Source organism: Pseudomonas sp. S3(2024), assembly GCF_036861315.1.
GTDB classification, from domain to species: domain Bacteria; phylum Pseudomonadota; class Gammaproteobacteria; order Pseudomonadales; family Pseudomonadaceae; genus Aquipseudomonas; species Aquipseudomonas putida_A.
Genome location: NZ_JAZAQQ010000017.1, coordinates 38,733 through 63,421, shown reverse-complemented (window position 1 = coordinate 63,421; position 24,689 = coordinate 38,733). Strand labels below are relative to the sequence as shown.

Sequence of the window (24,689 nt, the reverse complement as noted above, 5' to 3'; positions counted from 1 at the left end):
ACAAGGTTCCTTGAATTCGGGGCTCAGAGGCGTTCGATGATGGTGGCAATGCCCATGCCGCCGCCGACACACAGCGTCGCCAGGCCGTAGCGCAGGCGCCGGGCTTCCAGTTCATCGAGCAAGGTGCCGAGGATCGCGCAACCGGTCGCGCCCAGCGGGTGGCCCATGGCGATCGAGCCGCCGTTGACGTTGACTTTGTCCGGGTCCACCGCCATGTCCTTGATGAACTTGAGCACCACCGAGGCAAACGCCTCGTTGACCTCGAACAGGTCGATGTCTTCCACGCGCAGACCCGCCTTGGCCAAAGCCTTGCGGGTGGCCGGCGCCGGGCCGGTGAGCATGATGGTCGGGTCAGTGCTGGTGACCGCCGTGGCGACGATCCGGGCCCGTGGTTGCAGGCCCAGTGCACGACCCTTGGCTTCGGAGCCGATCAACATCAGCGCCGCACCGTCAACGATCCCGGAGCTGTTGCCCGGCGTATGCACGTGATTGATCCGCTCGACGTGGCTGTAAACCCGCAGCGCCGTGGCGTCGAAACCCATCTGGCCGATCATTTCGAAACTTGGCTTGAGTTTGCCGAGGCCTTCCATCGTCGACTCGGCGCGAATGAATTCGTCGTGATCGAGCAGGATGATGCCGTTCTGATCCTGCACCGGCACCAGCGACTTGTTGAACGAGCCGTCGGCCCGCGCCCGTGCGGCTTTTTGCTGCGAGCGCAGCGCGTAGGCATCGACATCCTCACGACTGAAGCCTTCAAGGGTGGCGATCAGGTCCGCACCAACGCCCTGCGGGGTGAAGTGGCTGTGCAGATTGGTTTGCGGATCCAGTGCCCAGGCGCCGCCGTCGCTGCCCATCGGCACCCGCGACATCGACTCGACGCCACCGACCACCACCAGGTCTTCGAAGCCCGAGCGCACCTTCATCGCGCCGAGGTTGACCGCTTCCAGGCCCGAGGCGCAAAAACGGTTGATCTGCACGCCGGCGACGCTAACGTCCCAATCCGCCACCTGCACCGCAGTCTTGGCAATGTCCGAGCCCTGATCGCCAATCGGCGTGACGCAGCCGAGCACCACGTCATCGACCTGACTGGTGTCCAGCGCGGTACGGCTTTGCAGTGCGGTCAGCAATCCGGCGACCAGATTCACCGGTTTGACACTGTGCAGCGCGCCATCGGCCTTGCCTTTGCCGCGGGGCGTGCGTAACGCATCGAAAATCAAAGCTTGGGTCATGACGTCCTCGAACCTGTGCGGTGAGTGAATTTCGTAGTGTCACTGTTGTCCCGAGCGCGCATGGATTCAATGACCACAGCGCTCAATGACGTTGACGTGCACGCTCAGACGGACGGTCATCCATCCTCAGGTGAACCGGTTCAGGTCAGCGAGTTGTCTAGCCAGCGGGCGGCGAAGAAGCTGGCAATAAGCCTCATGCCGTTTTTATCGCAAACGGCAGCAAATACATATGAAATGGATCTAAGCCAAGCGTGACGCGGGCTCTAAGGTAGTAAATGTACGTCAGGGTCGTCGGGTTTTGCCGGGGCCGACGTTCTTCAACAGGAAGTGCAGCGTTTGCCGTCATGGATATGCAGGCAGACATCAGGAAATAACAATAAAGGCGGTCAAGCCATGTTCAAACAACCGAAAGTTCGTCAAGCAGGACTCATTCTTTTCGCCACCACGCTGCTGTTGATTTTGCCCAATCTGACCAAGGTGATTGGCTGACTCAAGCGGCAGGCGTCCGTTATCGCCAGACAAAATGTGACTGGCCCGCTACCCGGGCCAGCGTGGCTGTGCGAACCTTTGCGCACTTCCACGACAGGGACGGCGATCATTTGAAAACGCTCATTGTGTTCTGGGCCTTGCTGCTGAGCATGCCCTTGTCTGCGGCGCAGCTCACGGTGGCGCTGGGCGCGAACAGTCGCACCTGGCAGACCGAAGAGTTGCTCAAGCATCCGCAAGCACAAACTCTGACCATCAAGAACGATGTGTCCTACAAGAAGGACATGACTTATCGCGCCGTGCCCGTGGCGGCGCTGCTCACCGGGATCAAACCGGCCGATCACCTGCAAGCGGTGGCGCTGGACGGGTTTGCCGCCGAACTGGCCGCTGCGCCGTTGCTCAACAGCAAAGGCGCGCAGGCCTGGCTGGCGATCGAGGACCCGACGCAGCCGTGGCCGCCGCTGTCCGAGGGCAAACACAGCGCCGGGCCGTTCTATCTGGTGTGGACTGACCCGCAGGCCGGCAACATCAGCCCGGAGCAATGGCCGTTCCAAGTGGCGAGCATCAAGCGCATGGCGCCGGTGGCCGAGCGCTTCCCGGCGCTGTTACCGGATCCCAAGCTGAAAGCGGATGACCCGGTGAATCAGGGTTTTGCGCTGTTCCAGAAGAACTGCCTGGCCTGCCACCGGTTGAACGGTGCGGGGGATGCGCAGTTCGGGCCGGATCTGAATATTCCGTACAACCCGACTGAGTACTTCGGCGCGGATTTTCTCAAGCGCTACATTCGCGATCCGCAGAGTTTGCGCCAGTGGCCTCAGGCGAAGATGCCGGGGTTTTCGGCAGAGGTGTTGCCGGAGAGGGATTTGCAGTTGTTGATCGGCTATTTGCAACACATGGCTGGGCGCAAGGTTAAGCCCTGATGCAACTCCCCATGTGGGAGCGAGCCTGCTCGCGAAAGCGGAGTTTCAGACACCACATTGCTGACTGATAAACCGCTTTCGCGAGCAGGCTCGCTCCTACAGGGTTTTGTGTGAAGCAAATTACTGTTGTTGCACGGAAATAACCGGCGTCGGCGACACGAACACCTTCGCATGCATCTGCTCACAACCACCGCCCCGACGCATGCCGCGCACCGGGCAGGCATCCAGATAATCCAGGCCCACCGCCAGTTTCAGATGGCGCTCCGGGCGGGCCAATTGGTTGGTCACATCAAAGCTGTACCAGGCGTCATCCAGCCACGCTTCGGCCCAGGCGTGACTGGCCAGGTGCTCGGCGTCCTCGCTGTACAGATAACCCGACACGTAACGCGACGGAATCCCCAGGCTGCGTGCACAAGCGAGAAACGCATGGGTGTGATCCTGACAAACCCCGGCGCGCCCGGCAAAGGCTTCGGCGGCGCTGGTGTCGACTTCAGTCGAACCCGGCGTGTAGCTGATGTGCTGGTTCAAACCGTGCATCAGGTCGATCAGCGCGGTGCGATCGCGCCGCTGTTTGCAGGATTTGTCGGCAAACGCCCGTAGCGCTTCGTCCGCCTCGGTCAGCCGGGTGAAGCGCAGAAACGGTAGCGCCGACTGGCTCTCATGTTCGGCCTCGCGCAATTCGTCGATATCGACCTGGCCACGGGCGCCGATGATGATCGCTTCGTGAGGCTCATCCATGGTCAGCACATGCAGGATATTGCCGAACGGATCGAGCTGGGCGCGCACCGGACGCGGCAGGTCGAGCTGCCAGCTCAACACGTGCTGACGCTCGCTGTCGTGCGGGGTCAGGCGCAGATACTGGATGCTCGCCCGCACCTGATCTTCATAGTGATAGGTGGTCTCGTGGCTAATGGAAAGTCTCATGCAGCCTCCAGGTATGAACTGTGAATCGCGTTGCCCAGCTGGCGCACCAGCGGGATGAATTCGGTGAGCCAGGCGTGCAGGCCTTCGGCGAGGATTTCGTTGATGCCGGTGTAACGCAGACGCGCGTCCATCTCGGCGGCGAGGCGTTGTGCCGGACGGCCATTGGCACCCGGTAACTGGGCGAGGATCTGGTCGATTTCCTCGGTGCAGGCGCGCAGCGAGCGCGGCACATCGGCGCGCAACAGCAGCAGCTCGGCGACATGCCGGGCGCCGGGGGCGTCGCGGTAGATCTCGGTGTAGGCCTCGAACGATGACAGCGCTCGCAACAGTGCACTCCACTGGTAATAGGCGTGCGCCGTACCGTCACTGACGGCCTCGGCCTGATCGCCGGCCATTTCATAGCGCGCATCGAGCAGGCGCAGCGTGTTATCCGCACGCTCGATGAACGTCCCCAGACGAATGAAACGGAATGCATCGTTGCGCATGATCGTGCCGTAGGACGCGCCCCGGAACAGGTGCGAGCGCTCCTTGATCCACTCGCAGAAACGGCTCATGCCGTAACGACTGAGGCCCTGCTCGGCAATGCCGCGAATTTCCAGCCAGGTAGCGTTGATGTTCTCCCACATGTCCGCGGTGATACGCCCGCGCACCGCATGCGCACTGGCCCGCGCCGCGCCGAGGCAACTGTAGATGCTCGCCGGGTTGGCCGCATCGAGGGCGAAGAAGTGCAGCAGGCGTTCGGCATGCAGTTCGCCGTGACGCTCCAGATAATCGTCGAGGGTGCCGGTGATCAACAGCGGCATCGCCAATTCGTGCAAACCGTCGCCGCGACCGTCCTGCGGCATCAGCGACAGCGAATAGCTGATATCGAGCATCCGCGCGAGGTTTTCCGCCCGCTCCAGGTAACGCGACATCCAGTACAGATCCGAGGCAGTTCTACTTAACATGGCAAGCTTCCTTCAATCCTCGACCACCCAGGTGTCCTTGGTGCCGCCGCCCTGGGAGGAGTTCACCACCAGGGAGCCTTCACGCAGGGCGACACGGGTCAAACCGCCGGGCACGACCCGGGTTTCGCGGCCAGACAATACAAACGGACGCAAGTCGATATGACGCGGCGCAATGCCGTTTTCGACAAAGGTCGGACAGGTCGACAACGACAGCGTCGGCTGCGCAATGTACGCGTGGGGCTTGGCCTTGATCCGCTCACGGAACGCATCGATCTGCGCCGTGGTTGACGCCGGCCCCACCAGCATTCCGTAACCGCCGGAGCCCTGGGTCTCCTTGACCACCAGATCCGGAAGATTGGCCAGTACGTGGGAAAGTTCCGAGGGGTTGCGGCACTGCCAGGTCGGCACGTTCTTCAGGATCGGTTCTTCATCGAGGTAGAAACGGATCATCTCGGTGACAAACGGGTACACCGATTTGTCATCCGCCACGCCGGTGCCGATGGCATTGGCCAGCACCACGTTGCCCGAGCGATAGGACGAGAGCAGCCCCGGCACACCGAGCATCGAGTCGGGGTTGAATGCCAGCGGATCGAGGAACGCGTCGTCGAGACGGCGGTAGATCACGTCCACCGCTTTCGGCCCGTCGGTGGTGCGCATGTACACCTTGTCGTCACGCACGAACAGGTCGGCGCCCTCCACCAGTTCAACGCCCATTTCTCGCGCCAGGAAAGCGTGTTCGAAGAACGCACTGTTGAAGCGCCCCGGCGTCAGCACCACCACGCTCGGGTCGTCAATCGGGCTGGAGCTCTTCAGGGTGTCGAGCAACAGATTCGGGTAGTGGTCGATGGGCGCGATGCGCTGGGCGGCGAACAGCTCCGGGAACAGACGCATCATCATTTTGCGATCTTCGAGCATGTAGCTGACGCCGCTCGGAGTACGCAGGTTGTCTTCGAGCACGTAGTAAGTGCCATCGCCGTCGCGCACAAGGTCGACGCCGGAGATGTGCGAATAGATGTCGCGATGCAGATCCAGGCCCTGCATCGCCAACTGGTACTGCTCGTTGGCCAGCACCTGTTCGGCGGGGATGATCCCGGCCTTGATGATGCGCTGTTCGTGATAAAGGTCGGCGAGGAACATGTTCAACGCCTTGACCCGCTGGATGCAGCCACGCTCGACGATCCGCCACTCGCTGGCGGGAATGCTGCGCGGGATGGTGTCGAACGGAATCAGGCGCTCGGTGCCCTGCTCGTCGCCATAGAGCGTGAAGGTGATCCCGGCCCGGTGGAACAGCAGGTCAGCCTCGCGTCGCCGTTGTGCCAGCAACTCGTCAGGCGTGTCGGCCAGCCAGCGGGCGAACTCCCGGTAATGCGGGCGGACCTGGCCGCCGGCATCGTACATTTCATCAAAATAGGTGCGGATCATGCCGTACTCCTTGTCACCCGGACCTACAGGCCTTCGCAAGGCCCGTGCCATCGGCATAAACGCTTTGATTTCAATCGGTTGGATAATCACGCCGCAAGCACCGCACCATTCCTGTGCGGCAATGGCCCCAACCGGATTGCCCCCGCTTCATTGCGACGCATTGCATCGCCTATCACCAGCATAGTCAGAGTTGATTTCACCGCTCGCACCGAGCTGCGGATAATCGGCGCATCCGCTGAAAACTTCCCCGGTGAAGACTTCAGCTCCACTGATCCGGACTGCCCGCGCAGTCCCCGCAGGCCGTAACCCTGACCGGTTTCCTCTCCTTATCGGTCTTCCCTTTAGCCACCCTCTCCGGTGGCTTTTTTTTGCCCGGGATTCTTGTTTCAGGGTTTTGCCACGGGCTATTCGGCGGCCAGAAACGACAACGGCCAACCCGAAGGTCAGCCGTTGCTCAATACCTGAAACCAGAGATCAGTTCAGACGATGGCGGTTACGCACCTCCTGCTTCACGCCCCAGCCCTCGATGATTCCGCCCAGCGGCTCGACCACGGCAGAGAAGCCCTGCTCGAAATCGCCAATATCGTCATAGGTTGCGTACATCACTTTGCTCAGTTCCAGCGACCAGGCGCCATCGTCGCGCGCACTGACCTGGGCATTGATGGATTCACCACGAAATTTGCCTGCCGCCCTGCGCGCCCGCTCCTCGTCCGGGAAAATGGCGTAGAACTCGATGGGATGGAACCGGGAAAAGTCGAAACCGCCTTCTTTCATGCGGCGCAGAACATTGCTGCTGATGTCTTCTTGATAGGCTGTGCTCATGAATCGTCCCCCTCGGATAGATGGATAGACTTTCCGTATTCCCGCCCCGGGCCTTACAGGCCAAAGTACTTCGGCAACGTGGTTGCACGCGGGAAACAAGCATGTAGCTGACAAGACCAGACCTTAGCGATTGTTTCGCTGATCTCGCTTGCAGAGTAGCCCCAAGATAGAGCTGCTGCCAAGGCCTGGTGCTTCAAGTGACAGGAAGAATTTCAGATTGGCGTGATACTGCGGATTTCGATGCTGTTCTGGGTTTTCAGGCTTTTCACGCCAGCATCGGTGGTGCGCCCTTCAAGATCGTTCATATCCAGTTCGGCGGCCACCGGCAGGAGCCGTTCCTTGATCAGGCGTGCAGCCTCGTCGTCGCTGGGGCATTCCGCGCGCTCGAACACCTCATCGACAATTTCACCATGATCGTCCACGAAAGTGACTTTCCACTTTTGCATCGGTGCCTCCTCGATCAAACCCGCAAATGGGCTTACTACTATCTCGACTTTTGGCGAGATTGATCGTTCAAAAGGATTGCAGCGGACGAACATGAAAAAAAAATCATTTTCATGGCTGGAAAAATTGTGTGGCGAGGGAGCTTGCTCCCGCTGGGCTGCGAAGCGGCCCCAAAATATTTTGAGATCGCAGACTTTGTGAGTGCTGCGCACTCAAGCGGGAGCAAGCTCCCTCGCCACAAGGAATCCATCGGCCTGGTCAGTCGTTGCTTGGCTTGTTGATCGCCTGCAGCACGTACTGCGGCAGCGCGAATGCGCCGATGTGGATTTCCGGGTTGTAATAGCGGGTGACGATGCCGCTGCCGATGAAGCGCTGTTGCAGGGTTTCACGGCTCAGCTTGCGGTAGGCCGGGTTGGTCGAGCCCCAGGCGAAGGTCATCGAACCGCCGATGTAGGTCGGCACCGCTGCCTGATAGAAGTGCCAGTCCGGGAACAGGCTGCGCAGGCGACCGGCAGTGGTTTTGACTTCATCGATCTGCATGAACGGCGTGCCGTTCTGGGTCACGAGGATCCCGCCTTCGTTCAGGCAACGATGGCACGCCTGATAGAAGTTCTCCGAGAACAGCACTTCGCCCGGGCCGATCGGGTCGGTGGAGTCAGAGATGATCACGTCGAATTTTTCCGTGGTGGTGGCGACGAAACGCATGCCGTCGTCGATCACCAGGTTCAGCCGTGGATCGTCGTAGGCGCCCTTGGAGTGGTTCGGCAGGAATTCCTTGCACATGTCGACCACGGTGCCGTCGATCTCGACCATGGTGATGTGCTCGACGCTGGCGTGCTTGGTCACTTCGCGCAGCATGCCACCGTCGCCGCCGCCGATGATCAGCACGCGCTTGGCGGTGCCGTGGGCGAGGATCGGCACGTGGGTGAGCATTTCGTGGTAGATGAATTCATCGGCTTCGGTGGTCTGGATCACGCCGTCCAGCGCCATCACCCGGCCCATGCGCGGGTTCTGGAAAATCACCAGGTGCTGGTGTTCGGTGCGCACTTCGTGCAGCAGTTTTTCCATGCGAAAACGCTGGCCGTAGCCTTCGTAGAGGGTTTCCAGGTATTCGCTGGTTTTGGTGACGGTCATGGTCAAGTGCTCCGATGAATGCGCGGGCGCCAATCGTGGGGGACGATTGCCCGGGAAAGGCGCGCATTCTACGTTGCCGAAGATGACAGGTCGAACCTTCCTCCGACAGGGCACACTCTGGAGCTACCACAAGACCAATGTGGGAGCGGGCTTGCTCGCGAAAGCGGAGTGTCATTCAACCTGTGTTTCGACTGAACAATCGCCTTCGCGAGCAAGCCCGCTCCCACAGGGGATCAGCGTGTTTTCGGGAAAGCGTCAGACCCGCACATTGCCCCGTGGCCCGGCGATCGCCCAGATGATCAGGCCCAGTACTGGCAGGAGGATGATCAGCAGAACCCAGAGGATTTTCATCCCGGTCTCGGCGCCGCTTTTCAGTACGTTGATGATCGCCCAGATATCGAGGGCAAGAATGATCAGACCAATCAGACCGTTGAACGTGGAACCCATGGTGTCGCTCCAGATTAGTGGCATGCACTTTTAGGATAGACGGTCGCGCGCAGGGTTCCCTTTTATTGCGTTCAGACGTGAACGGCGACTTTCAGCGCTTCCAGCGAAGGCGCGGCAGCGATGCCGACTTCGGCGCACAGCTCCAGCACCCGTGGCACGTCGTTGCCGTAGACCAGCACCACTTGCAGCTCGTCGTCGAGCAACTGGCTGAAGTTCATCAGCGTGTAACCGCCGTTTTCCTTGTTCAGGCTGCTCATCTGCACCTGGATGCGGTTGAGCGCAGTCAGCGCTTCGGTCTTGGCCAGTTGTTTGGGCTTGAGGTTGAAATCGACGCCCGGGCCGAACGAGGCGACGATCTGCGCGAACAGGTCAGCGTAGGTATCAGCCTGGAACAGCACGGTTTCCGGCAGGCTGCCGACCACCACCCACTCGCCCAGCGGAATCGGGAAGGTGTCGTCGTAGTTGATGTCCGGGTTGGCCGCCAGAAAGGCTTCGGCATCAGCGTAGGCCTGCGCGGCTTCGTCGGCCACATTCAGGATCTCGTCCTCGCCCATGCAGCCGGAGCTGATTTTGCTGATGAGTTCGACGAGTGCGGCTTTCATGAGGGCGGATCCTGTGGAAGGTTGAATTTGAGGGCGCGGAGGATAGCGCATTCCGTGGCGCATCCGACACCTGTGGCGAGGGAGCTTGCTCCCGCTGGGGTGCGAAGCAGCCCGAAAAACAGTGGGCTCAACATTTTTGCCAGCGCTGCGCACTGGAGCGGGAGCAAGCTCCCTCGCCACAGAATCTCGACAGTCCTCAGGCCAGCAGTTTTTCCAGCTGCGCCGTGGTATCGACCGCGCCCATGGTGCGGGCCGCGTCCAGCGCGGTGACGCCATTGGCATCCTTGGCTTGCGGGTCGGCGCCCTTGCTGATCAGGTAATCAACGATTTCAACACGGTTGAACATCGCCGCCATCATCAGCGCGGTACGGCCATCGAACGACGAGCCTTCGATCTCGGCGCCCGCTTCCACCAGCGCCTTGACCACCGCCAGATCGCCCTTGAACGCGGCGCCGGCAATCGGGCTCTGGCCGTTGCCGTTGCGCATTTCCGGGTCGGCCTTGTGCTTGAGCAGCACCTGCACCGCGTCGACGTGGCCATAGTAACTGGCGAGCATCAGCAGGGTGTCGCCCTTGCTGTTTTTCAGGTTCACCGGCAAACCGGCGCTGATCAGCCGATCGAGCATCAGCGCATCACCTTCGCGCGCCTTGTTGAAAACCTGCTCGGTGAATTCGGCAGCTTCTTCAGGGGTCATCTGGCGGCTCTGGTCAGACATAGGGCAACTCCACTTTCGGTTATTCGCAAAGCCGACAGTTTCCCGAGCGCGACGATAGCTGTCACCCCCTTTTTCTCAAGTCGTGCCATAGCCAATCTCAATAGCGATATTTGCCCTGATGAATATCGGCCAGAATTTCGTCCGTCACTTGCACGTAAGTCTGGGTGCCAGGCAGCCACGCGTAAATCGGATCATCACCTGTCTGGCCGGGGTCGAAGCCCTCGTTTTTCAGCCGGGTCTTCTGGTATTTGAAGGTCCCGGTGGTTTCCATTTTCACCTTCACCCGCAAGAACAGCGGCACCGCATAGGCCGGCATACGCTGGCGGGCGAACGCCAGCAATTCGGCGAAATCCAAGGTCGCGAGGGATTCGGCGGGCGTGATTGCGGCCATCCCGGCGCGACCGTTGGTGTTGCGCACTTCCACGCCGTAGGCCACCGCTTCGGAAATGTGCGGGTGTTGCAGTAGCAGGTTTTCCACCTCGGTGGTCGAAACGTTTTCACCCTTCCAGCGATAGGTATCGCCGAGCCGATCGACGAACTGCGCGTGGCCGAAGCCAATATTGCGCAGCAGGTCGCCGGTGTTGAAGAAGCGGTCGCCCTTGCTGAACACATCGTGCAACACCACCTTGGCGGTTTTCTGCGGATCGGTGTAACCGTCCAGCGGGGCTTTTTCGTCGATCCGTGCCAGCAGCAAGCCCTGTTCGCCCTTGCCAACCTTGCGCATGAAGCCGTCGGCGCTTCGCAACGGCTGACCGCTGTCGTGGTCGTACGCCACCAGCTCCCAGGCCATCAGCGAGAAACCGATGGTGTTGTCGAAGTTGAGGATATTGCTGAAGCCGATATTGCCGTCGCTCGCCGCGTACAGCTCGCAGATGTGCTCGACGGCAAACCGGGTCTTGAACTCGGCCCAGGCGCCGGGACGCAAGCCGTTGCCGATCATCTTGCGCACCGCGTGACGGCTGTCATCGGCGCTGGGCGGTTGATCGACCAGATAACGGCACAATTCGCCGACATAGCCGAGGGTGGTCGCGTTGTAGCGACGCACATCCGGCCAGAACTGGCTGGCGCTGAACTTGCGACGGATCGCGAACCCGGAAGCGCCATTGATCGCCGAGCCCCAGCACACACAAAGGCCGGTGGCGTGGTACAGCGGCAAGGTGCAATAGACGACATCGTCGGGCGTCATGTTCAGGGCGATCATGCCGAAGCTGGCGGAGCTGCGCATCCAGCGCCCGTGCTTGAACACGCCGGCCTTGGGCAGGCCGGTAGTGCCGGAGGTGTAGATGTAGAAGCACGGATCGTCGAAGAACACTTCACCGCTGCTGGGCGGGTTTTCAGCGCAGGCGTCAGCACTGGCACTGATCAGATTGACGTAGCCCTCGGGCGCAATGCCTGGGTGGCTATAGGTGTCACGGTCGGCGATAAACCAGGTGCGCTGCGCCGGGATCGACACCTGCTCGCGGATCGCGGCAAACGCCGGCTGCAATTCCTCACCGAGGACAATCGCCACCGGCGCCACCAGATTTACGCTGTGAATCAGTGTGTCGCGGGTTTGCGAAGTATTGAGCAGCGCACTGACCGCCCCGAGTTTGGCGAGCGCCAGAATGGTCACCAGCAGCTCGGGACGATTTTCGATGAACACCGCGACCACGTCGCCCTTGCCGATGCCCTGCGCGCTCAGATAGTGGGCGATGCGGTTGGCCCACTGGTTGACCTGCGCATAGGTCAGCAAGACGTTGTCCTGCAAGATCGCCTGCCCCTCTGGATTGCGCAGCGTTGCTTGCTCGAAGGTCCAGCCGAGGCCACACGTTTGGGTCGGATCCGTGACGTTGGCGACTTTCATGCCCTTGACCACCCGCGGGATGGCTTTGGCGATCGTCGGCAGTTTGCGGAGCATCATGCTCCAGGTAATCGTGTCGCTCGACGCGTGACGCATGGCAGCTCCCCGGTCGGCCTGGTCGGCCGGTTTTTTTATTGTTCGGGCTGTGGGCATGACCTGCGTTGTGGGCAAGGTCGAGATCGAAAATACGTCAGCGCTTCTCGGCCTGTACACGCGGTTTTTGCAATGTTTTGTATCCGCCCTGTCACGTTTGGCGGCGGTGATTGCGACTTTGCCGTTTGGTTCCGTTCAACTCATGAGAATCCCGCAAAATGCAGGATGCACGATGGCCATTCATGCAGATTGCACGAGCCATGCAAATTTCACGATTTTTAACTTATTGATTTATATACGTTTTTATTTTTCGGCGTGCTGGCACAATCGCTGCAACCTCCTCTGCATGCTTGCCATTCAAGTGCATACGGAGCTGAAAGACATGAGCCTGATCCAAGAAAAATTTACCTCGCTGTTCTCCAACTTCAACGTCACCACTGCGCCACGTCCCGATGGCGGGATCCTGCTGACTCTGCGCAGCAGCGAAGGCAAAGTGTTCAAGCGCGCCCTCACGTATCAGCAAATGCACAACGCCGACCAACTGTCGTGGGCGATCAGCGCGATCCGTCGTGACCTGGCGGAAGAAGCCAGTGAGCTGCCGCAGATTGCGATGCTGCAAAGCCAGCAGCGCTTTGCCCTGCCGACGTATCACTCGCTGTAATTTGATTCGAGGTTTTAAACAGCCTTAAACAAAAACAGGCCGGGCAGTTTTCATTGTCCGGCCTGTTTTTGTGGCTGATGCAAAACTCCGTGTGGGAGCGGGCTTGCTCGCGAAAGCGGCGTGTCAGTCAAAAATATTTGGCTGACACACCGCTTTCGCGAGCAAGCCCGCTCCCACACGGAGTTTTGCATCAGCCACAAAAACAGGCCGGACAATGAAAACTGCCCGGCCTGTTTTTGTGGCTGATGCAAAACTCCGTGTGGGAGCGGGCTTGCTCGCGAAAGCGGCGTGTCAGTCAAAAATATTTGGCTGACACACCGCTTTCGCGAGCAAGCCCGCTCCCACATTGGATTGAGGGTGGTTAGAAGGCTTCGGGTTCGATGCCGGTGAAGCTGTCGACGGTGATATGGCTTCCCAGCTCCCCACCCTCGCGCGCCAGGCCGCAGGTCTGCAGGCCTGCCGATTGAGCGGCATCCAGCTCCTCAACAATGTCGGACAGAAACAGAATGTCCTGCGGCTCGACACCAATCGCCTGTTGAATGTTGGTGTAAGACTGCGCCTCACGCTTGGGCCCCGACGTGGTATCGAAATACCCGCTGAACAGCGGTGTCAGATCTCCCGCCTCGGAGCAGCCAAAGATCAGCTTCTGCGCCTGGATCGAACCCGACGAATACACAAACAGTTGATAACCGGCCTGATGCCAGCGCTTGAGCGCTTCAACGGCATCCGGGTACACGTGGCCCTTCAACTGCCCGGCGTGATAACCCTGCGCCCAGACCATGCCTTGCAAGGCTTTGAGCGGCGTGGCTTTGCGATCTTCCTCGATCCAGCTCAAGAGAATTTCAACAACCCGTTCAACATCGGCCTGCGGTGCATTGCTGTCGCGGCGCACGGCGTCGAGTTGCTCAGCCACATCGGCACGTTCGGCGTTCTGCCGAACAAAATCCGGCAGGTGTTTGGCCGCATACGGGAACAGCACATCAAAAACGAAACTCACCGCGCTGGTGGTGCCTTCAATGTCAGTGACAATGGCTTTGATCGGCATCGGCTCAGTCCTCCAGTCGCGGGAAGCGCCCGGCGATGTCTTCGCCGGTGAAATTCGCGACCCAGCCTTCCGGGTTGTTGAACAGGCGAATCGCCACGAAGTGCGGGTGCTCGCCCATGTCGAACCAGTGCTTGGTACCGGCCGGCACCGAGATCAGGTCGTTCTTCTCGCACAACACCGCGTAGACATAATCGTCGATGTGCAGGGTAAACAGGCCACGACCGGCAACGAAAAAGCGCACTTCGTCTTCGCCATGGCGGTGTTCTTCAAGGAACTTGGCGCGCAGTTCGGCTTTTTGCGGGTGATCGCTGTTGAGGCTGATCACATCGACGGTGATGTAACCGCGCTCGGTCATCAGTTTGTCGATCTGCTCCTGATAGGCGCTGATCACCTCTTCCTGGCTGGCGCCGGGCTGGATCTTCGCGGCGGCTTGCCAGCGGTCGAAGCGCACGCCCTGCTCGGCGAGCGTCGAGGCGATGTCTTCGAAATGGGTCAGCACCTTGTTCGGAATCTCGGGGCTGGATACGTGATAGACGGACAGGCTGCTCATGGGCAATTCCTCGGTATCGGCCTTGCCGTCCGGTTCTTGCAGACCGGTCGGGCAGTGCATTTCATAAGGCAAATGGGCGGCTTCGGGTGAAGTCAGCCTTGGCGGTTCATGACGCTGCGGGTTTTCAACTCGCATTCAAACAGAAATTCGAAGGCCTCGATCTGCCGCAGGGCATCGCTCATCTGCGCGCCCCAGGTGTAGAGGCCGTGGCCACGAATCAGATAACCGACGCAATCGGGATGGGCGTCGAGCCAAGGCTGCACCTTGGCGGCAAGGCGCGCAATGTCCTGATCGTTGTCGAAAATCGGCACACGCACCCGCGATTCATGGGTCGAGATGCCGCTGAAGGCCTTTTGCAGCTCGTAGTCTTCGAACTCGATGAAGTCTTCGGGCGTCAGGCGCGACAGCACCGTGGCGTTCACCGAGTGAGTGTGCAGCACCGCACCGATCTCCGCGCGCCAGCTATAGAGCTGGGTGTGCAGCAGGGTTTCGGCGGACGGTTTTTTGCCCGGTTCGAGGCTGTTGCCGGACAAATCCGTGGCGAGCACGTCGTCCAGACCCAACTGGCCCTTGTGCTTGCCGGACACGGTCAGCAGCGCTTCGCTTGGCGACAGGCGCGTCGAATAGTTGCTGCTGGTGGCCGGCGACCAGCCGCGACCATAAAGAAAGCGCCCGGCATCGACGATTTGCTGGGCGAGTTGTTCACGCGTAAGGCTCATGGCCTGTCCTCTTGCATACGTGTGGCAATGATAACGGCAGCAGCGAGCGCCGCGAGACTGGCAATACTAAAGGTCAATGTGGCGCCGAGGGCATTCCAGCTGTAACCGGAATACAACGCGCCGAGCGCGCCGCCAGTACCGGCCAGCGCGGCGTACAGCGCCTGGCCCTGACCTTGCTGACGCGCACCGAAGCTACGTTGCACGAACGCGATGGCAGCCGCATGAAAGCTGCCGAAGGTCGCCGCGTGCAGCACCTGGGCCAACAACAGTACCCAGAGGAATTCGGCGAACGAACCTAGCAGCAACCAGCGCAGCGCCGCCAGCAGAAAACTCGCCATCAGCACCCGACGCAATGAAAAGCGCACGAGAATCCGGCTCATCGCCATGAACATCAGCACCTCGGCGACCACGCCCACGGCCCAGAGCATGCCGATTGTGCCGCGTGTGTAACCGAGGCGTTCAAGGTGCAAGGTCAGAAAGGTGTAATACGGGCCGTGGCTCATCTGCATCAGCGCGACGCAAGCGTAAAACGCCAGTACACCGGGGCTGCGCAGCTGCTTGAGAAAGCCCTCCCCGCTCGGCCGATTACCTTGCGGTGGCTGCGCGTTCGGCACCCACAGGCTGCTGAGGACGATGCCGGCCATGATCAGCACCAGCGCCGCCGGGTAGATGTCGAGGCTCAGCCATTCGAACAAACGGCCCAGCGCGACCACGGTGATGATGAAACCGATCGAGCCCCACAGGCGAATCTGGCTGTAGCGCGCGGTTTGCCCCTGCAAATGCGCGAGGGTGATGACTTCGAACTGCGGCAAAACCGCATGCCAGAAGAACGCGTGCAACGCCATGACCATCGCCAGCCAGGCGTAGGTCTTGCTGACGAAAATCAGCGAGAACGTCAGCAGCGTACACACCGCACCGAAGCGCACGATGGCCAGGCGTTTGCCGGTGTAGTCGCCGAGCCAGCCCCAGATGTTCGGCGCCACACAGCGCATCAGCATCGGGATCGCCACCAGCTCGCCGATCCGCGCAGCACTGAAGCCGAGATGATCGAAGTACAGCGCCAGAAACGGCGCTGTCGAGCCGAGCAAGGCGAAATAGAACAGATAGAAACTGGACAGCCGCCAGTACGGGAGCGCCGCCACGGTCAGACCGCGACGGCTTGGCGATCAACCATCAAAGCTGACCCAGCACCGGGGTGCTGACGCGCACGTCGGCGTTCTGCCCACGATGACGCAGCAGGTGATCCATCAGCACGATGGCCATCATCGCTTCGGCAATCGGCGTGGCGCGGATGCCGACGCACGGGTCGTGACGGCCCTTGGTGATCACGTCCACCGGGTTGCCGTGGATGTCGATCGAACGGCCCGGGGTGGTGATGCTCGACGTCGGCTTCAGTGCCAGATGCGCGACGATCGGCTGACCGGACGAGATGCCGCCGAGGATGCCGCCAGCATTGTTGCTGAGGAAACCTTGCGGGGTCAGTTCATCGCGATGCTCGGTGCCGCGCTGAGCGACGCAGGCGAAACCGGCGCCGATTTCCACGCCTTTCACGGCGTTGATGCTCATCAGCGCATGCGCCAGTTCAGCGTCGAGGCGGTCGAAAATCGGCTCGCCGAGGCCCGGCATCACGCCTTCGGCGACTACGGTGATCTTGGCTCCGACCGAGTCCTGATCGCGGCGCAACTGGTCCATGTAGGCTTCCAGTTCCGGGACCTTGTCCGGATCCGGGCTGAAGAACGCGTTCTCTTCCACCGAATCCCAGGTCTTGAACGGGATTTCGATCGGGCCGAGCTGGCTCATGTAGCCACGGATGACGATGCCCTGGCTGGCCAGATACTTTTTGGCAATCGCACCTGCCGCTACACGCATCGCAGTTTCCCGCGCCGAGCTGCGACCGCCACCACGGTAGTCGCGCTCGCCGTATTTGTGGTGGTAGGTGTAGTCGGCGTGCGCCGGGCGGAACAGATCCTTGATCGCCGAGTAGTCCTTGGACTTCTGGTCGGTGTTGCGGATCAGCAGGCCGATCGAGCAACCGGTGGTGCGGCCCTCGAACACGCCGGAAAGGATTTCGACTTCATCGGCTTCCTGACGCTGGGTGGTGTGGCGGCTGGTGCCTGGCTTGCGCCGATCGAGGTCGCGCTGCAGGTCTTCGAGGGAGATCTCCAGGCCCGGCGGGCAGCCGTCGACAATGGCGACCAACGCCGGACCATGGCTCTCGCCAGCGGTGGTGACAGTGAACAACTTGCCGTAGGTATTGCCGGACATGCAGGACGCTCCGTGAAATCAAACCCGAATTCGTGATGCGCGCCAGTATACGCAGGCTAACCGAGTAGTTCATCCTCGAACCTTAGTGGTGTTGGTGAGTCCAACCGGCACCTTGGCGAATGATGGCGTGATGATGCTGCGAGTTCTGATCTTGAGTCTTACCCTGTTTACCGGCTTTGCCCACGCGACTGTCCTGCAGCGCCCGATCTCTCTGGATACCGGGAGCGGTGAACTTTTCGGCTCGCTGTTGCTGCCAAAATCCGACAACCCAGTGCCGGTTGTCCTGATCCTTGCCGGCTCCGGTCCTACAGATCGTGACGGCAATAACCCCGATGGCGGGCGCAATGACAGCCTCAAGCGGCTGGCCTGGGTGCTGGCCAAACACAACATCGCCAGCGTGCGCTACGACAAGCGCGGGGTGGCTGCGAGCCGGCCGGCCACACCTGACGAGCGCAATCTGTCGGTGGAAGGCTACGTCGACGACGCCGTGGCGTGGAGCCAGAAGCTGAAAAGCGACCCGCGTTTCGGCCCGTTGATTCTGCTCGGTCACAGCGAAGGTGCACTGATTGCCACCCTCGCCGCCCCGCGTGCCGACGCCGCTGCGCTGATTTCGCTGTCCGGCAGTGCCCGCCCGGTGGATCAGGTGATCCGCGAGCAACTGGCGCGCAGCCTGCCGCCACCGTTGATGTTGCGCAGCAACCAGATTCTCGACAGCCTCAAGGCCGGTCACACCGATGCCGACGTGCCGGCGCCGTTGCAACCGATCTTCCGCCCGAGCGTGCAGCCGTATCTGATTTCGCTGTTCCGCCAGGACCCGGCCAAGGCTTTTGCGCAACTGAAGATGCCGGCGCTGATCGTCCAGGGCAGCAACGACATGCAGGTCGGCGTCGGCGATGCGCAGGCGCTGAAAGCCGCCAAACCCGACGCCGAACTGGTGGTGATCGAAGGTATGAACCACGTCATGCGCATCGTCCCCGCCGATGTGAAGCGGCAATTGGCCTCGTACAAGGACCCCAATTTGCCACTGGCGGCGGAACTGGGCGGCAAACTCATCGAATTTATTGACGGCATTCGCAACCGTTAACCGTAGTTTGCCCTCCAGTCCTGCAAAAAACGGCCGATAAGCCTTTGTCGCCAGCGTACCGGCTGGCGACAAGCAGAGCTTGGACAGGATCTCGCCGTTATGACTGATACCCCGACTTCACCCGACACCACCGCTGAAAAAGACGCACCGCCAGCGGTCGAGCTGCCATGGGCGGACGTCAGCGTCGAGCACCACAAGATGCTCCGCCTGGCCCCACTGCAGACTGATCGTCACACCGGTGGCCGGCCTTTGCGCTTTGTCGAATTCGGCTATGCCGAGCGCAACAGCAAAGAACACAGCCTGATGCGCATGGCGATCAAACTGCCCGGTCAGCGCGTGCGCAAAGAGCAGAACCACCTCGACGTTTGGGTCGATCACACCAGCAAACGTGTGCACTTCGGCCCCGACAGCGGCTTGCAGATCGAACCGCTGAACCGCGGGATCGGTCGCTTCATGGCTGCGCAAGGCATCAACTGGGCGAAAAAACGCTGGCCCGCCTACACCGTCGACGGCATGGACTTGAACAACAAGGACGCGCTGAACGAAGACACCCGCCTGCGTCGCGATCACTTCTTGCGCGTGCATGGTTTTGACGTGGTTTACGCCGATGCCCAGCATTTGAAGGGCAGCGTCAAAGAGGTACAGGTCGGTGACCTGTTGGGCGACTGGAACAGCGAGAAGCTGCAGATCGTCGAGATTCTCGAAGCGGCGCAGATGCTGCAACAGGCCGAGCAGAACCTCGCCGAGCAGGAAGTGAAGCTGAAGAAGCAGGAAGACAAGGTCAGCAAGTTCAAGCGTGAAGACGCTGGATTGCGCTTTACCATTACCTGTCTGGTGGCGTTTGCGGTGTTTCAGGCGGGATTGTTGATCTGGATTGCAACGCACCGCTGAAATCAGCGCTGCCCTGTGGCGAGGGAGCTTGCTCCCGCTCGGCTGCGAAGCAGTCGTAAATCATGCACATGCGGTATGTCTGGTGCACCGTCATTGCATGTTTTGAGTCTGCTTCGCAGACCAGCGGGAGCAAGCTCCCTCGCCACAAAAGTCAGTCAGGTCAGACGCGGGAAGCGAACAAGGCCTGATGATCGCGGCACTGCTCCGCCGTCAGCATGAACACACCATGCCCGCCGCGCTCGAATTCGAGCCAGGCAAAATCGACTTCCGGGTACAGCGCTTCGACGTGCACCTGGCTGTTGCCCACTTCGACGATCAGCAGACCCTTCTCGGTCAGGTGATCCGCCGCTTCGGCGAGCATCCGTCGTACCAGGTTCAAGCCGTCATCACCACAGGCCAGGCCCAGCTCCGGTTCGTGCTGGTATTCGTCCGGCATGTCGGCGAAATCTTCGGCATCAACGTACGGCGGGTTCGACACGATCAGGTCGAAACGCTGCCCCGGCAGGCCATCGAAACCATCGCCCTGCACGGTGTACACACGCTCATCGACGCCATGGCGCTCGATGTTCTGGTTGGCCACTTCCAGCGCTTCGAACGACAGGTCCGCCAGCACCACTTCAGCGTTCTGGAACTCGTAGGCACAGGCGATACCGATGCAGCCCGAGCCGGTGCACAGGTCGAGGATGCGTGCCGGCTCGTCGCCGATCCACGGTGCGAAGCGGTTTTCGATCAGCTCGCCAATCGGCGAACGCGGGATCAGCACGCGCTCATCGACGATGAACGACATGCCGCAGAACCACGCCTCGCCCAGCAGGTACGCAGTCGGGATGCGCTCTTCGATGCGGCGCTTGAGCAGGCGTTGCAGGTTGACCAGTTCGTCGTCTTCCAACGCACAGTCGAGGTAGCTGTCGGCGATCTCCCACGGCAGGTGCAACGCACCGAGCACCAACTGCCGGGCTTCATCCCATGCGTTGTCGGTGCCATGGCCGAAAAACAGATCCTCCCCATGGAAGCGGCTGACGGCCCAACGGATGTGGTCGCGCAGGGTACGAAGTCGGGAAGTGATCACGGGGCAGAACTCCAGAAAAAACGACTGGCGATTCTACCAGCCAAAACGCGTCACGACGACGCGGGAAACATTCGCGGCCGACAGTAGGACTTTTCTGTTTTTTGCATCAGCTATTGAACAGAACGTGTAACTTGACAAGGCTGCAGGCCAATAACGACGCTGCCTACGATGGTAGCGGTTCACAGAACCGCTCAGCCAGAGGACAATGCCGCAAAAGCCCCACCCCAAGGAGCCCCGAATGTCCGTTCCAAAAACGATGTTTCAACTCAGCGGCCGCGGTTACGCAGCGGCCACACTGAGCCATGCCACCGTGGTCATCATCGATGCCCAGAAAGAGTACCTCAGTGGCCCGCTGGCCCTGAGCGGCATGGACGCGGCCGTCGCGAACATCAAACAACTGGTCGCCGCGGCCCGTGCAGCCGGTCGGCCGATCGTGCACGTGCGTCATCTCGGCACCGTCGGTGGCCTGTTCGACCCGCAGGGCGAACGCGGCGAATTCATCCCCGGCCTTGAGCCACAAGGTGACGAAACCATCATCGGCAAACTGCTGCCGAGCGCGTTCCACGGCACCGAACTGCTCGACCGTTTGCAGAATCTTGGCTCGCTGGACCTGATCGTCTGCGGTTTCATGAGCCACTCCAGCGTCAGCACCACCGTACGCGCGGCGAAGAACCTGGGCTTCCGTTGCACCCTGGTCGAAGACGCCTGCGCCACCCGTGATCTGCCGTTCAAGGGCCGCGTGCTCAGCGCCGCCGTGGTGCAGGAAGCGGAAATGGCGATCATGGCCGACAACTTCGCCACCCTCGCCCTGACTCAAGATCTGATCTGATCTGCTCTGATGAGCGGCTCAGCACGCCGCTCATCCGCAAAAGCCTCGCATTTGCTTCAATTGCCTTAGCCTCAGGAACAACCCGGTCAACTCCCGGTCGAAGGGCCGATACCCATTGAGGAAGGTCGGAATGAAGTTATCCGATGGATTTGACGCACGCCGCTTGCGGCCCAAAGGCCAAAGCAACTGGCGTTTTCGATTCGGCGCAGCGATCGCCGCCATTCTGGCGACGTTCGGTGTGCTGCTGGCGATGGCCGGGGCCGCCAGCCTGCTGGGGCGCCCGCCGGCGCTCGGCGATTTGAATGCCACGCCGATGGGTTCGGCGATCATTCTCGCGGTCGGCTTGTTGTTCCTGTATTTCGGTGTGGCGCTGTGGCGTCGATGCCGCCGTCGCGCCCGGCAATCGCGGGAACTGAACATGTCCCCGCACCTGATGAAAAAACACGACTGACTCCACGGCCTGGCTTTTTGCCGGGCCGTTTTGTTTCGACTTGGGTAAACTGGCCGCCCTTCGCGGAGGCTGACATGCAAGACGACGATTTTTCCCTGTTCAAAAGTGCGATCCAAGGCGTCAAGCCGATCAAGCACGACCGCGCCGACACTGGCAAACCCAAGGCTGACCGCGCGCAGATCGCCAAGCTGCGCCAGTCCGCCACCGTGCGCACCGACACCACCACCGTGGATGGCCTGTCCGATCAGTTCGTGATCGACGTCGGCCCCGAAGACGAGCTGATGTGGGCCCGCGACGGGGTGCAGGAAAGCCAGATGCGCAAGCTCAAGATCGGCCAGATCCCGTTCGAAGGCAGCCTCGACCTGCACGGCATGAACGTGGAAAAAGCCCGCGAGACCCTCTGGGCCTTTCTCGCCGAAGCGACCAAATTCGAAATCCGCTGCGTGCGCGTCACCCACGGCAAGGCCGTGCGCCTGGACGGCAAGCGGCCGATGATCAAAAGCCACGTCAACACCTGGCTGCGCCAGCATCCGCAAGTGCTCGGTTTCACCTCGTGCCAGGCGAAACACGGCGGTGCCGGCGCGGTGTACGTGATGCTCAAACGCACCATGATGGAAGGCCGCGACGAATAATCGCGTTACACCGAACTTGCAGGGTTGTGTCCGCCACCGTACCCTTGCCCTTTGCGAAAATCCCCACAGGTAGTTTCATGTCCCTGGAACAGAATTACACCGCGATTCTCGGCCAACTGGGCGAGGACGTGTCCCGCGAGGGCCTGCTCGACACGCCAAAGCGTGCCGCCAAAGCCATGCAGTACCTCTGCCGCGGTTATGAACAGACGCTCGAAGAGGTCACCAACGGTGCCCTGTTCAGCTCCGACAACAGCGAAATGGTGCTGGTCAAGGACATCGAGCTGTACTCGTTGTGCGAACACCACCTGCTGCCGTTCATCGGCAAGGCGCACGTTGCGTACATTCCGAGCGGCAAGGTGCTGGGCCTGTCGAAGGTCGCGCGGATCGTCGACATGTACGCCCGCCGCCTGCAGATCCAGGAGAACCTCAGCCGGCAGATCGCCGATGCGGTGATGCAAGTCACCGGAGCACTGGGCGTGGCCGTGGTGATCGAGGCCAAGCACATGTGCATGATGATGCGCGGTGTCGAGAAACAGAATTCGTCGATGATCACTTCGGTGATGCTCGGTGAGTTCCGCGAAAACGCGGCGACTCGCAGCGAGTTCCTCAGCCTGATCAAGTAATCGGCTGCAGAAAAAAACCGGCGTTGATCGCCGGTTTTTTTTCGCCCGTGAAAAATCGGGTAAGCTGCGCGCCCTTCTCTCTTTGCACCGTGAGGCTTTCAACGTGTTCGTAAAAGCGCTTCGTGTCGGCCTTGGCCAACTGATCATCTTCATCGACTTCATCACCCGTCCGGGCAAGAAACAGCGCCCGGCCGAGGTACAGGCGCAAGTCAACGCCGCCGCCAAAGGCCTGACCCTGTATCAGTTCCACGCCTGCCCGTTCTGCGTGAAAACCCGTCGTACGCTGCGTCGCCTGAATGTGCCGGTCGCACTGAAGGACGCGAAGAACAATGAACAGGATCGCCAGGCCCTGCTGGACCAGGGCGGCAAGATCAAGGTGCCGTGCCTGCGCATTGAAGAGAATGGGCAGACGACGTGGATGTATGAGTCCAAGGTGATCATTGATTATCTGGATAAGCGGTTTGCTGCGGTCTGATATTGATTGAGTGCTTTCACTGACGCCTTCGCGAGCAAGCCCGCTCCCACAGGTTTTGTGAACGCCACAGCCCACTGTGGGAGCGGACTTGCTCGCGAAGAGGCCCTCCCAGCCAAAGCAAATCCCCAAAAGTAAACCGGCCCTCGAGCCGGTTTGTTTTTTTCAGGCTGCTTTGTCTAGTTGCGCCTGCCTCACCACCGCCGCCAACCGCTTCAACCCTTCATCCAGTCGCGCCGGGTCGATGTGGCTGAAATTCAAACGCAGATGCCCAAGGTTTTTATCCGGTTCGGGAAAGAACGGCTCGCCCGGCATGAACGCCACGTCATTGGCCAGCGCCTCGTTGAGCAAGGTTCGCGTATCCAGCGGTTGCTTCAGCGTCAACCAGAAAAACAACCCGCCCTGCGGCATGTTCCAGTTCGCCAGATCGGCAAAGTGCGTTTCCAGCGCTGACTGGAAAGCATCCCGCCGCTGCCGGTAAAAGCCGCGCAACTCGCTCAGGTGCTGCTGATATTTTTCACTGCCGATCCATTGCAGCGCCTGCCACTGGCCGATGCGGTTGGTGTGCAGATCCGCCGACTGTTTTAGCTTGAGCAAATGCGGAAACAGGTCCGGGCTGGCGATCAGGTAGCCGACGCGCAGGCCCGGCAGCAGGGTTTTCGACACGGTGCCGGTGTAGATCCAGCTGGCTTTCTGCAAACGCCCGGCAATCGGTTTGGCGCTGCCGCCATCGAACGTCAGTTCGCGGTACGGCTCGTCTTCGATCAGGGTCACGCCGAATTCATCGAGCAATGCGGCGACGGCGGCGCGCTTGGCTTCGCTGTAGCGCACGGCGGACGGATTCTGGAACGTCGGGATCAGGTAGATGAACGCCGGGCGATGTTGCTCAAGACGATTGCGCAGTTCGGCCAGATTCGGGCCGTCAGCCTCTTGCGGCACGGTCAGGCAATCGGCGCCGAACAGCTGGAAGATCTGCAGCGCGGCCAGGTAGGTTGGCGCCTCCAGCAGGATTTCGGTGCCTTTGTCGATGTACAACTTGGCTGCCAGATCCAGAGTCTGTTGGGAACCGCTGACCACCAGCACCTGACTCGCCGTGCACTCCAGACCCAACGCTCGCGCCTGCGCCGCCAAGGCTTCACGCAGCGCGGGCTCGCCTTCGCTCATGCCGTATTGGCCGAGGGACAGCGGCATGTCCGCCCATTCGACTTTCGGCAACATGGCTTCCGCCGGCAGGCCACCGGCAAACGACATCACCTCCGGGCGCTGGGCGGCGGCGAGGATTTCACGGATCAGAGAACTTTTAAGGCGCGAAACACGTTCGGAAAAAGCCATGGGAGTCACCGGTAGCGAGGCTTGGGAAAAATGAGTCAAAC

The 24,689-nt window shown here is 60.6% G+C and carries 28 protein-coding genes; 10 read left to right on the top strand and 18 right to left on the bottom strand.

What is annotated here, in order from left to right:
• Positions 1–23: 23 nt before the first annotated feature.
• Positions 24–1,229 (bottom strand): acetyl-CoA C-acetyltransferase, encoded by a 1,206-nt coding sequence (locus VLA07_RS26270; protein WP_333992460.1) that lies wholly within the window; start codon positions 1,227–1,229, stop codon positions 24–26.
• Between the two features lie 60 nt (positions 1,230–1,289).
• Between VLA07_RS26270 and VLA07_RS26265 the strand changes: the two genes are divergently transcribed.
• Both VLA07_RS26265 and VLA07_RS26260 read left to right on the top strand, forming a co-directional pair.
• Positions 1,290–1,484, top strand: coding sequence for a hypothetical protein (locus VLA07_RS26265; protein WP_333992458.1), 195 nt, complete (start codon positions 1,290–1,292; stop codon positions 1,482–1,484).
• Positions 1,485–1,867: 383 nt separating this feature from the next.
• Positions 1,868–2,635, top strand: a complete 768-nt coding sequence (locus VLA07_RS26260; protein WP_333992477.1) for a c-type cytochrome — start codon at positions 1,868–1,870, stop codon at positions 2,633–2,635.
• A 120-nt stretch (positions 2,636–2,755) separates the two neighbouring features.
• Here VLA07_RS26260 and VLA07_RS26255 read toward each other — a convergent pair whose 3' ends face one another.
• The 10 genes from VLA07_RS26255 to VLA07_RS26210 all read right to left on the bottom strand — a co-directional run bounded on the left by VLA07_RS26255 (position 2,756) and on the right by VLA07_RS26210 (position 12,028).
• On the bottom strand, positions 2,756–3,559 hold the full coding sequence (locus VLA07_RS26255) for a transglutaminase family protein (RefSeq protein WP_027613320.1): 804 nt from the start codon (positions 3,557–3,559) through the stop codon (positions 2,756–2,758).
• Entirely contained in the window at positions 3,556–4,506 is a 951-nt protein-coding gene (locus VLA07_RS26250; RefSeq protein WP_027613321.1) for an alpha-E domain-containing protein, read from the bottom strand. Before VLA07_RS26250 ends, VLA07_RS26255 begins: the two co-directional genes overlap by 4 nt.
• Positions 4,507–4,518: 12 nt before the next feature.
• Positions 4,519–5,928, bottom strand: a complete 1,410-nt coding sequence (locus VLA07_RS26245) for a circularly permuted type 2 ATP-grasp protein (protein ID WP_027613322.1) — start codon at positions 5,926–5,928, stop codon at positions 4,519–4,521.
• Between the two features lie 474 nt (positions 5,929–6,402).
• The gene (locus VLA07_RS26240; RefSeq protein ID WP_007960698.1) at positions 6,403–6,750 is read right to left on the bottom strand and encodes a ribonuclease E inhibitor RraB; all 348 of its coding nucleotides are present in this window, start codon (positions 6,748–6,750) and stop codon (positions 6,403–6,405) included.
• Positions 6,751–6,962: 212 nt separating this feature from the next.
• Positions 6,963–7,196, bottom strand: coding sequence for a hypothetical protein (locus tag VLA07_RS26235; protein WP_027613323.1), 234 nt, complete (start codon positions 7,194–7,196; stop codon positions 6,963–6,965).
• Between the two features lie 256 nt (positions 7,197–7,452).
• The gene (speE, locus tag VLA07_RS26230) at positions 7,453–8,328 is read right to left on the bottom strand and encodes a polyamine aminopropyltransferase (RefSeq protein WP_041068886.1); all 876 of its coding nucleotides are present in this window, start codon (positions 8,326–8,328) and stop codon (positions 7,453–7,455) included.
• 255 nt (positions 8,329–8,583) lie between these two features.
• Positions 8,584–8,775, bottom strand: coding sequence for a PLDc N-terminal domain-containing protein (locus tag VLA07_RS26225; RefSeq protein ID WP_007960694.1), 192 nt, complete (start codon positions 8,773–8,775; stop codon positions 8,584–8,586).
• Between the two features lie 71 nt (positions 8,776–8,846).
• Positions 8,847–9,377 carry a hypothetical protein gene (locus VLA07_RS26220; protein ID WP_330207806.1) on the bottom strand — a complete coding sequence of 177 codons (531 nt, stop codon included), beginning with the start codon at positions 9,375–9,377 and terminating at the stop codon, positions 8,847–8,849.
• 196 nt (positions 9,378–9,573) lie between these two features.
• Entirely contained in the window at positions 9,574–10,092 is a 519-nt protein-coding gene (locus tag VLA07_RS26215) for an ankyrin repeat domain-containing protein (RefSeq protein WP_027613325.1), read from the bottom strand.
• A gap of 97 nt (positions 10,093–10,189) precedes the next feature.
• A complete protein-coding gene (locus tag VLA07_RS26210; protein ID WP_333992453.1) occupies positions 10,190–12,028 on the bottom strand; it encodes a long-chain-acyl-CoA synthetase in 1,839 nt (612 codons plus the stop codon).
• A 379-nt stretch (positions 12,029–12,407) separates the two neighbouring features.
• Here VLA07_RS26210 and VLA07_RS26205 point away from each other — a divergent pair, with 379 nt between their 5' ends.
• The gene (locus VLA07_RS26205; protein ID WP_027613327.1) at positions 12,408–12,686 is read left to right on the top strand and encodes a DUF3509 domain-containing protein; all 279 of its coding nucleotides are present in this window, start codon (positions 12,408–12,410) and stop codon (positions 12,684–12,686) included.
• 361 nt (positions 12,687–13,047) lie between these two features.
• Here the strand turns inward: VLA07_RS26205 and mtnC are convergent, their stop codons facing one another.
• The 5 genes from mtnC to aroC all read right to left on the bottom strand — a co-directional run bounded on the left by mtnC (position 13,048) and on the right by aroC (position 17,265).
• Positions 13,048–13,731 carry an acireductone synthase gene (mtnC, locus tag VLA07_RS26200; RefSeq protein ID WP_027613328.1) on the bottom strand — a complete coding sequence of 228 codons (684 nt, stop codon included), beginning with the start codon at positions 13,729–13,731 and terminating at the stop codon, positions 13,048–13,050.
• Between the two features lie 4 nt (positions 13,732–13,735).
• Positions 13,736–14,281, bottom strand: coding sequence for a 1,2-dihydroxy-3-keto-5-methylthiopentene dioxygenase (locus tag VLA07_RS26195; protein ID WP_027613329.1), 546 nt, complete (start codon positions 14,279–14,281; stop codon positions 13,736–13,738).
• A 92-nt stretch (positions 14,282–14,373) separates the two neighbouring features.
• Entirely contained in the window at positions 14,374–15,000 is a 627-nt protein-coding gene (locus VLA07_RS26190) for a methylthioribulose 1-phosphate dehydratase (RefSeq protein ID WP_095139982.1), read from the bottom strand.
• Complete coding sequence (locus VLA07_RS26185) at positions 14,997–16,142, bottom strand: MFS transporter (RefSeq protein WP_041068869.1); 1,146 nt, start codon at positions 16,140–16,142, stop codon at positions 14,997–14,999. Before VLA07_RS26185 ends, VLA07_RS26190 begins: the two co-directional genes overlap by 4 nt.
• Before the next feature lie 31 nt (positions 16,143–16,173).
• On the bottom strand, positions 16,174–17,265 hold the full coding sequence (gene aroC, locus VLA07_RS26180) for a chorismate synthase (protein ID WP_097087568.1): 1,092 nt from the start codon (positions 17,263–17,265) through the stop codon (positions 16,174–16,176).
• A 130-nt stretch (positions 17,266–17,395) separates the two neighbouring features.
• On the opposite strand from aroC, the gene VLA07_RS26175 reads away from it, so the two are divergent.
• Both VLA07_RS26175 and VLA07_RS26170 read left to right on the top strand, forming a co-directional pair.
• Positions 17,396–18,349, top strand: a complete 954-nt coding sequence (locus tag VLA07_RS26175) for an alpha/beta hydrolase (protein WP_333992450.1) — start codon at positions 17,396–17,398, stop codon at positions 18,347–18,349.
• 99 nt (positions 18,350–18,448) lie between these two features.
• Entirely contained in the window at positions 18,449–19,240 is a 792-nt protein-coding gene (locus VLA07_RS26170) for a hypothetical protein (RefSeq protein WP_150369873.1), read from the top strand.
• A gap of 160 nt (positions 19,241–19,400) precedes the next feature.
• Here VLA07_RS26170 and prmB read toward each other — a convergent pair whose 3' ends face one another.
• Positions 19,401–20,309, bottom strand: a complete 909-nt coding sequence (gene prmB, locus VLA07_RS26165) for a 50S ribosomal protein L3 N(5)-glutamine methyltransferase (protein ID WP_086794742.1) — start codon at positions 20,307–20,309, stop codon at positions 19,401–19,403.
• Between the two features lie 238 nt (positions 20,310–20,547).
• Between prmB and VLA07_RS26160 the strand changes: the two genes are divergently transcribed.
• The 5 genes from VLA07_RS26160 (at position 20,548) to VLA07_RS26140 (ending at position 23,319) form a co-directional block, all read left to right on the top strand.
• A complete protein-coding gene (locus VLA07_RS26160) occupies positions 20,548–21,138 on the top strand; it encodes a cysteine hydrolase family protein (protein WP_003223193.1) in 591 nt (196 codons plus the stop codon).
• Positions 21,139–21,268: 130 nt separating this feature from the next.
• On the top strand, positions 21,269–21,589 hold the full coding sequence (locus tag VLA07_RS26155) for a hypothetical protein (RefSeq protein ID WP_007914024.1): 321 nt from the start codon (positions 21,269–21,271) through the stop codon (positions 21,587–21,589).
• 74 nt (positions 21,590–21,663) lie between these two features.
• Positions 21,664–22,221, top strand: coding sequence for a Smr/MutS family protein (locus tag VLA07_RS26150; RefSeq protein ID WP_096797013.1), 558 nt, complete (start codon positions 21,664–21,666; stop codon positions 22,219–22,221).
• Positions 22,222–22,298: 77 nt separating this feature from the next.
• Positions 22,299–22,844 (top strand): GTP cyclohydrolase I FolE, encoded by a 546-nt coding sequence (gene folE, locus VLA07_RS26145; RefSeq protein ID WP_003442011.1) that lies wholly within the window; start codon positions 22,299–22,301, stop codon positions 22,842–22,844.
• A gap of 103 nt (positions 22,845–22,947) precedes the next feature.
• The gene (locus tag VLA07_RS26140; protein ID WP_247269669.1) at positions 22,948–23,319 is read left to right on the top strand and encodes a glutathione S-transferase N-terminal domain-containing protein; all 372 of its coding nucleotides are present in this window, start codon (positions 22,948–22,950) and stop codon (positions 23,317–23,319) included.
• A 162-nt stretch (positions 23,320–23,481) separates the two neighbouring features.
• On the opposite strand, the gene VLA07_RS26135 is transcribed toward VLA07_RS26140, so the two are convergent.
• Positions 23,482–24,648, bottom strand: coding sequence for an aminotransferase-like domain-containing protein (locus VLA07_RS26135; RefSeq protein WP_333992440.1), 1,167 nt, complete (start codon positions 24,646–24,648; stop codon positions 23,482–23,484).
• Between the last annotated feature and the right edge of the window lie 41 nt (positions 24,649–24,689).

What these genes read in the sequence shown, in the direction of transcription:
- VLA07_RS26270 (WP_333992460.1), bottom strand. Translation starts at nt 1,229, where the DNA reads ATGACCCAAGCTTTGATTTTCGATGCGTTACGCACGCCCCGCGGCAAA.
- VLA07_RS26265 (WP_333992458.1), top strand. Translation starts at nt 1,290, where the DNA reads ATGGATTCAATGACCACAGCGCTCAATGACGTTGACGTGCACGCTCAG.
- VLA07_RS26260 (WP_333992477.1), top strand. Translation starts at nt 1,868, where the DNA reads ATGCCCTTGTCTGCGGCGCAGCTCACGGTGGCGCTGGGCGCGAACAGT.
- VLA07_RS26255 (WP_027613320.1), bottom strand. Translation starts at nt 3,559, where the DNA reads ATGAGACTTTCCATTAGCCACGAGACCACCTATCACTATGAAGATCAG.
- VLA07_RS26250 (WP_027613321.1), bottom strand. Translation starts at nt 4,506, where the DNA reads ATGTTAAGTAGAACTGCCTCGGATCTGTACTGGATGTCGCGTTACCTG.
- VLA07_RS26245 (WP_027613322.1), bottom strand. Translation starts at nt 5,928, where the DNA reads ATGATCCGCACCTATTTTGATGAAATGTACGATGCCGGCGGCCAGGTC.
- VLA07_RS26240 (WP_007960698.1), bottom strand. Translation starts at nt 6,750, where the DNA reads ATGAGCACAGCCTATCAAGAAGACATCAGCAGCAATGTTCTGCGCCGC.
- VLA07_RS26235 (WP_027613323.1), bottom strand. Translation starts at nt 7,196, where the DNA reads ATGCAAAAGTGGAAAGTCACTTTCGTGGACGATCATGGTGAAATTGTC.
- speE (WP_041068886.1), bottom strand. Translation starts at nt 8,328, where the DNA reads ATGACCGTCACCAAAACCAGCGAATACCTGGAAACCCTCTACGAAGGC.
- VLA07_RS26225 (WP_007960694.1), bottom strand. Translation starts at nt 8,775, where the DNA reads ATGGGTTCCACGTTCAACGGTCTGATTGGTCTGATCATTCTTGCCCTC.
- VLA07_RS26220 (WP_330207806.1), bottom strand. Translation starts at nt 9,377, where the DNA reads ATGAAAGCCGCACTCGTCGAACTCATCAGCAAAATCAGCTCCGGCTGC.
- VLA07_RS26215 (WP_027613325.1), bottom strand. Translation starts at nt 10,092, where the DNA reads ATGTCTGACCAGAGCCGCCAGATGACCCCTGAAGAAGCTGCCGAATTC.
- VLA07_RS26210 (WP_333992453.1), bottom strand. Translation starts at nt 12,028, where the DNA reads ATGCGTCACGCGTCGAGCGACACGATTACCTGGAGCATGATGCTCCGC.
- VLA07_RS26205 (WP_027613327.1), top strand. Translation starts at nt 12,408, where the DNA reads ATGAGCCTGATCCAAGAAAAATTTACCTCGCTGTTCTCCAACTTCAAC.
- mtnC (WP_027613328.1), bottom strand. Translation starts at nt 13,731, where the DNA reads ATGCCGATCAAAGCCATTGTCACTGACATTGAAGGCACCACCAGCGCG.
- VLA07_RS26195 (WP_027613329.1), bottom strand. Translation starts at nt 14,281, where the DNA reads ATGAGCAGCCTGTCCGTCTATCACGTATCCAGCCCCGAGATTCCGAAC.
- VLA07_RS26190 (WP_095139982.1), bottom strand. Translation starts at nt 15,000, where the DNA reads ATGAGCCTTACGCGTGAACAACTCGCCCAGCAAATCGTCGATGCCGGG.
- aroC (WP_097087568.1), bottom strand. Translation starts at nt 17,265, where the DNA reads ATGTCCGGCAATACCTACGGCAAGTTGTTCACTGTCACCACCGCTGGC.
- VLA07_RS26175 (WP_333992450.1), top strand. Translation starts at nt 17,396, where the DNA reads ATGATGCTGCGAGTTCTGATCTTGAGTCTTACCCTGTTTACCGGCTTT.
- VLA07_RS26170 (WP_150369873.1), top strand. Translation starts at nt 18,449, where the DNA reads ATGACTGATACCCCGACTTCACCCGACACCACCGCTGAAAAAGACGCA.
- VLA07_RS26160 (WP_003223193.1), top strand. Translation starts at nt 20,548, where the DNA reads ATGTCCGTTCCAAAAACGATGTTTCAACTCAGCGGCCGCGGTTACGCA.
- VLA07_RS26155 (WP_007914024.1), top strand. Translation starts at nt 21,269, where the DNA reads ATGAAGTTATCCGATGGATTTGACGCACGCCGCTTGCGGCCCAAAGGC.
- VLA07_RS26150 (WP_096797013.1), top strand. Translation starts at nt 21,664, where the DNA reads ATGCAAGACGACGATTTTTCCCTGTTCAAAAGTGCGATCCAAGGCGTC.
- folE (WP_003442011.1), top strand. Translation starts at nt 22,299, where the DNA reads ATGTCCCTGGAACAGAATTACACCGCGATTCTCGGCCAACTGGGCGAG.
- VLA07_RS26135 (WP_333992440.1), bottom strand. Translation starts at nt 24,648, where the DNA reads ATGGCTTTTTCCGAACGTGTTTCGCGCCTTAAAAGTTCTCTGATCCGT.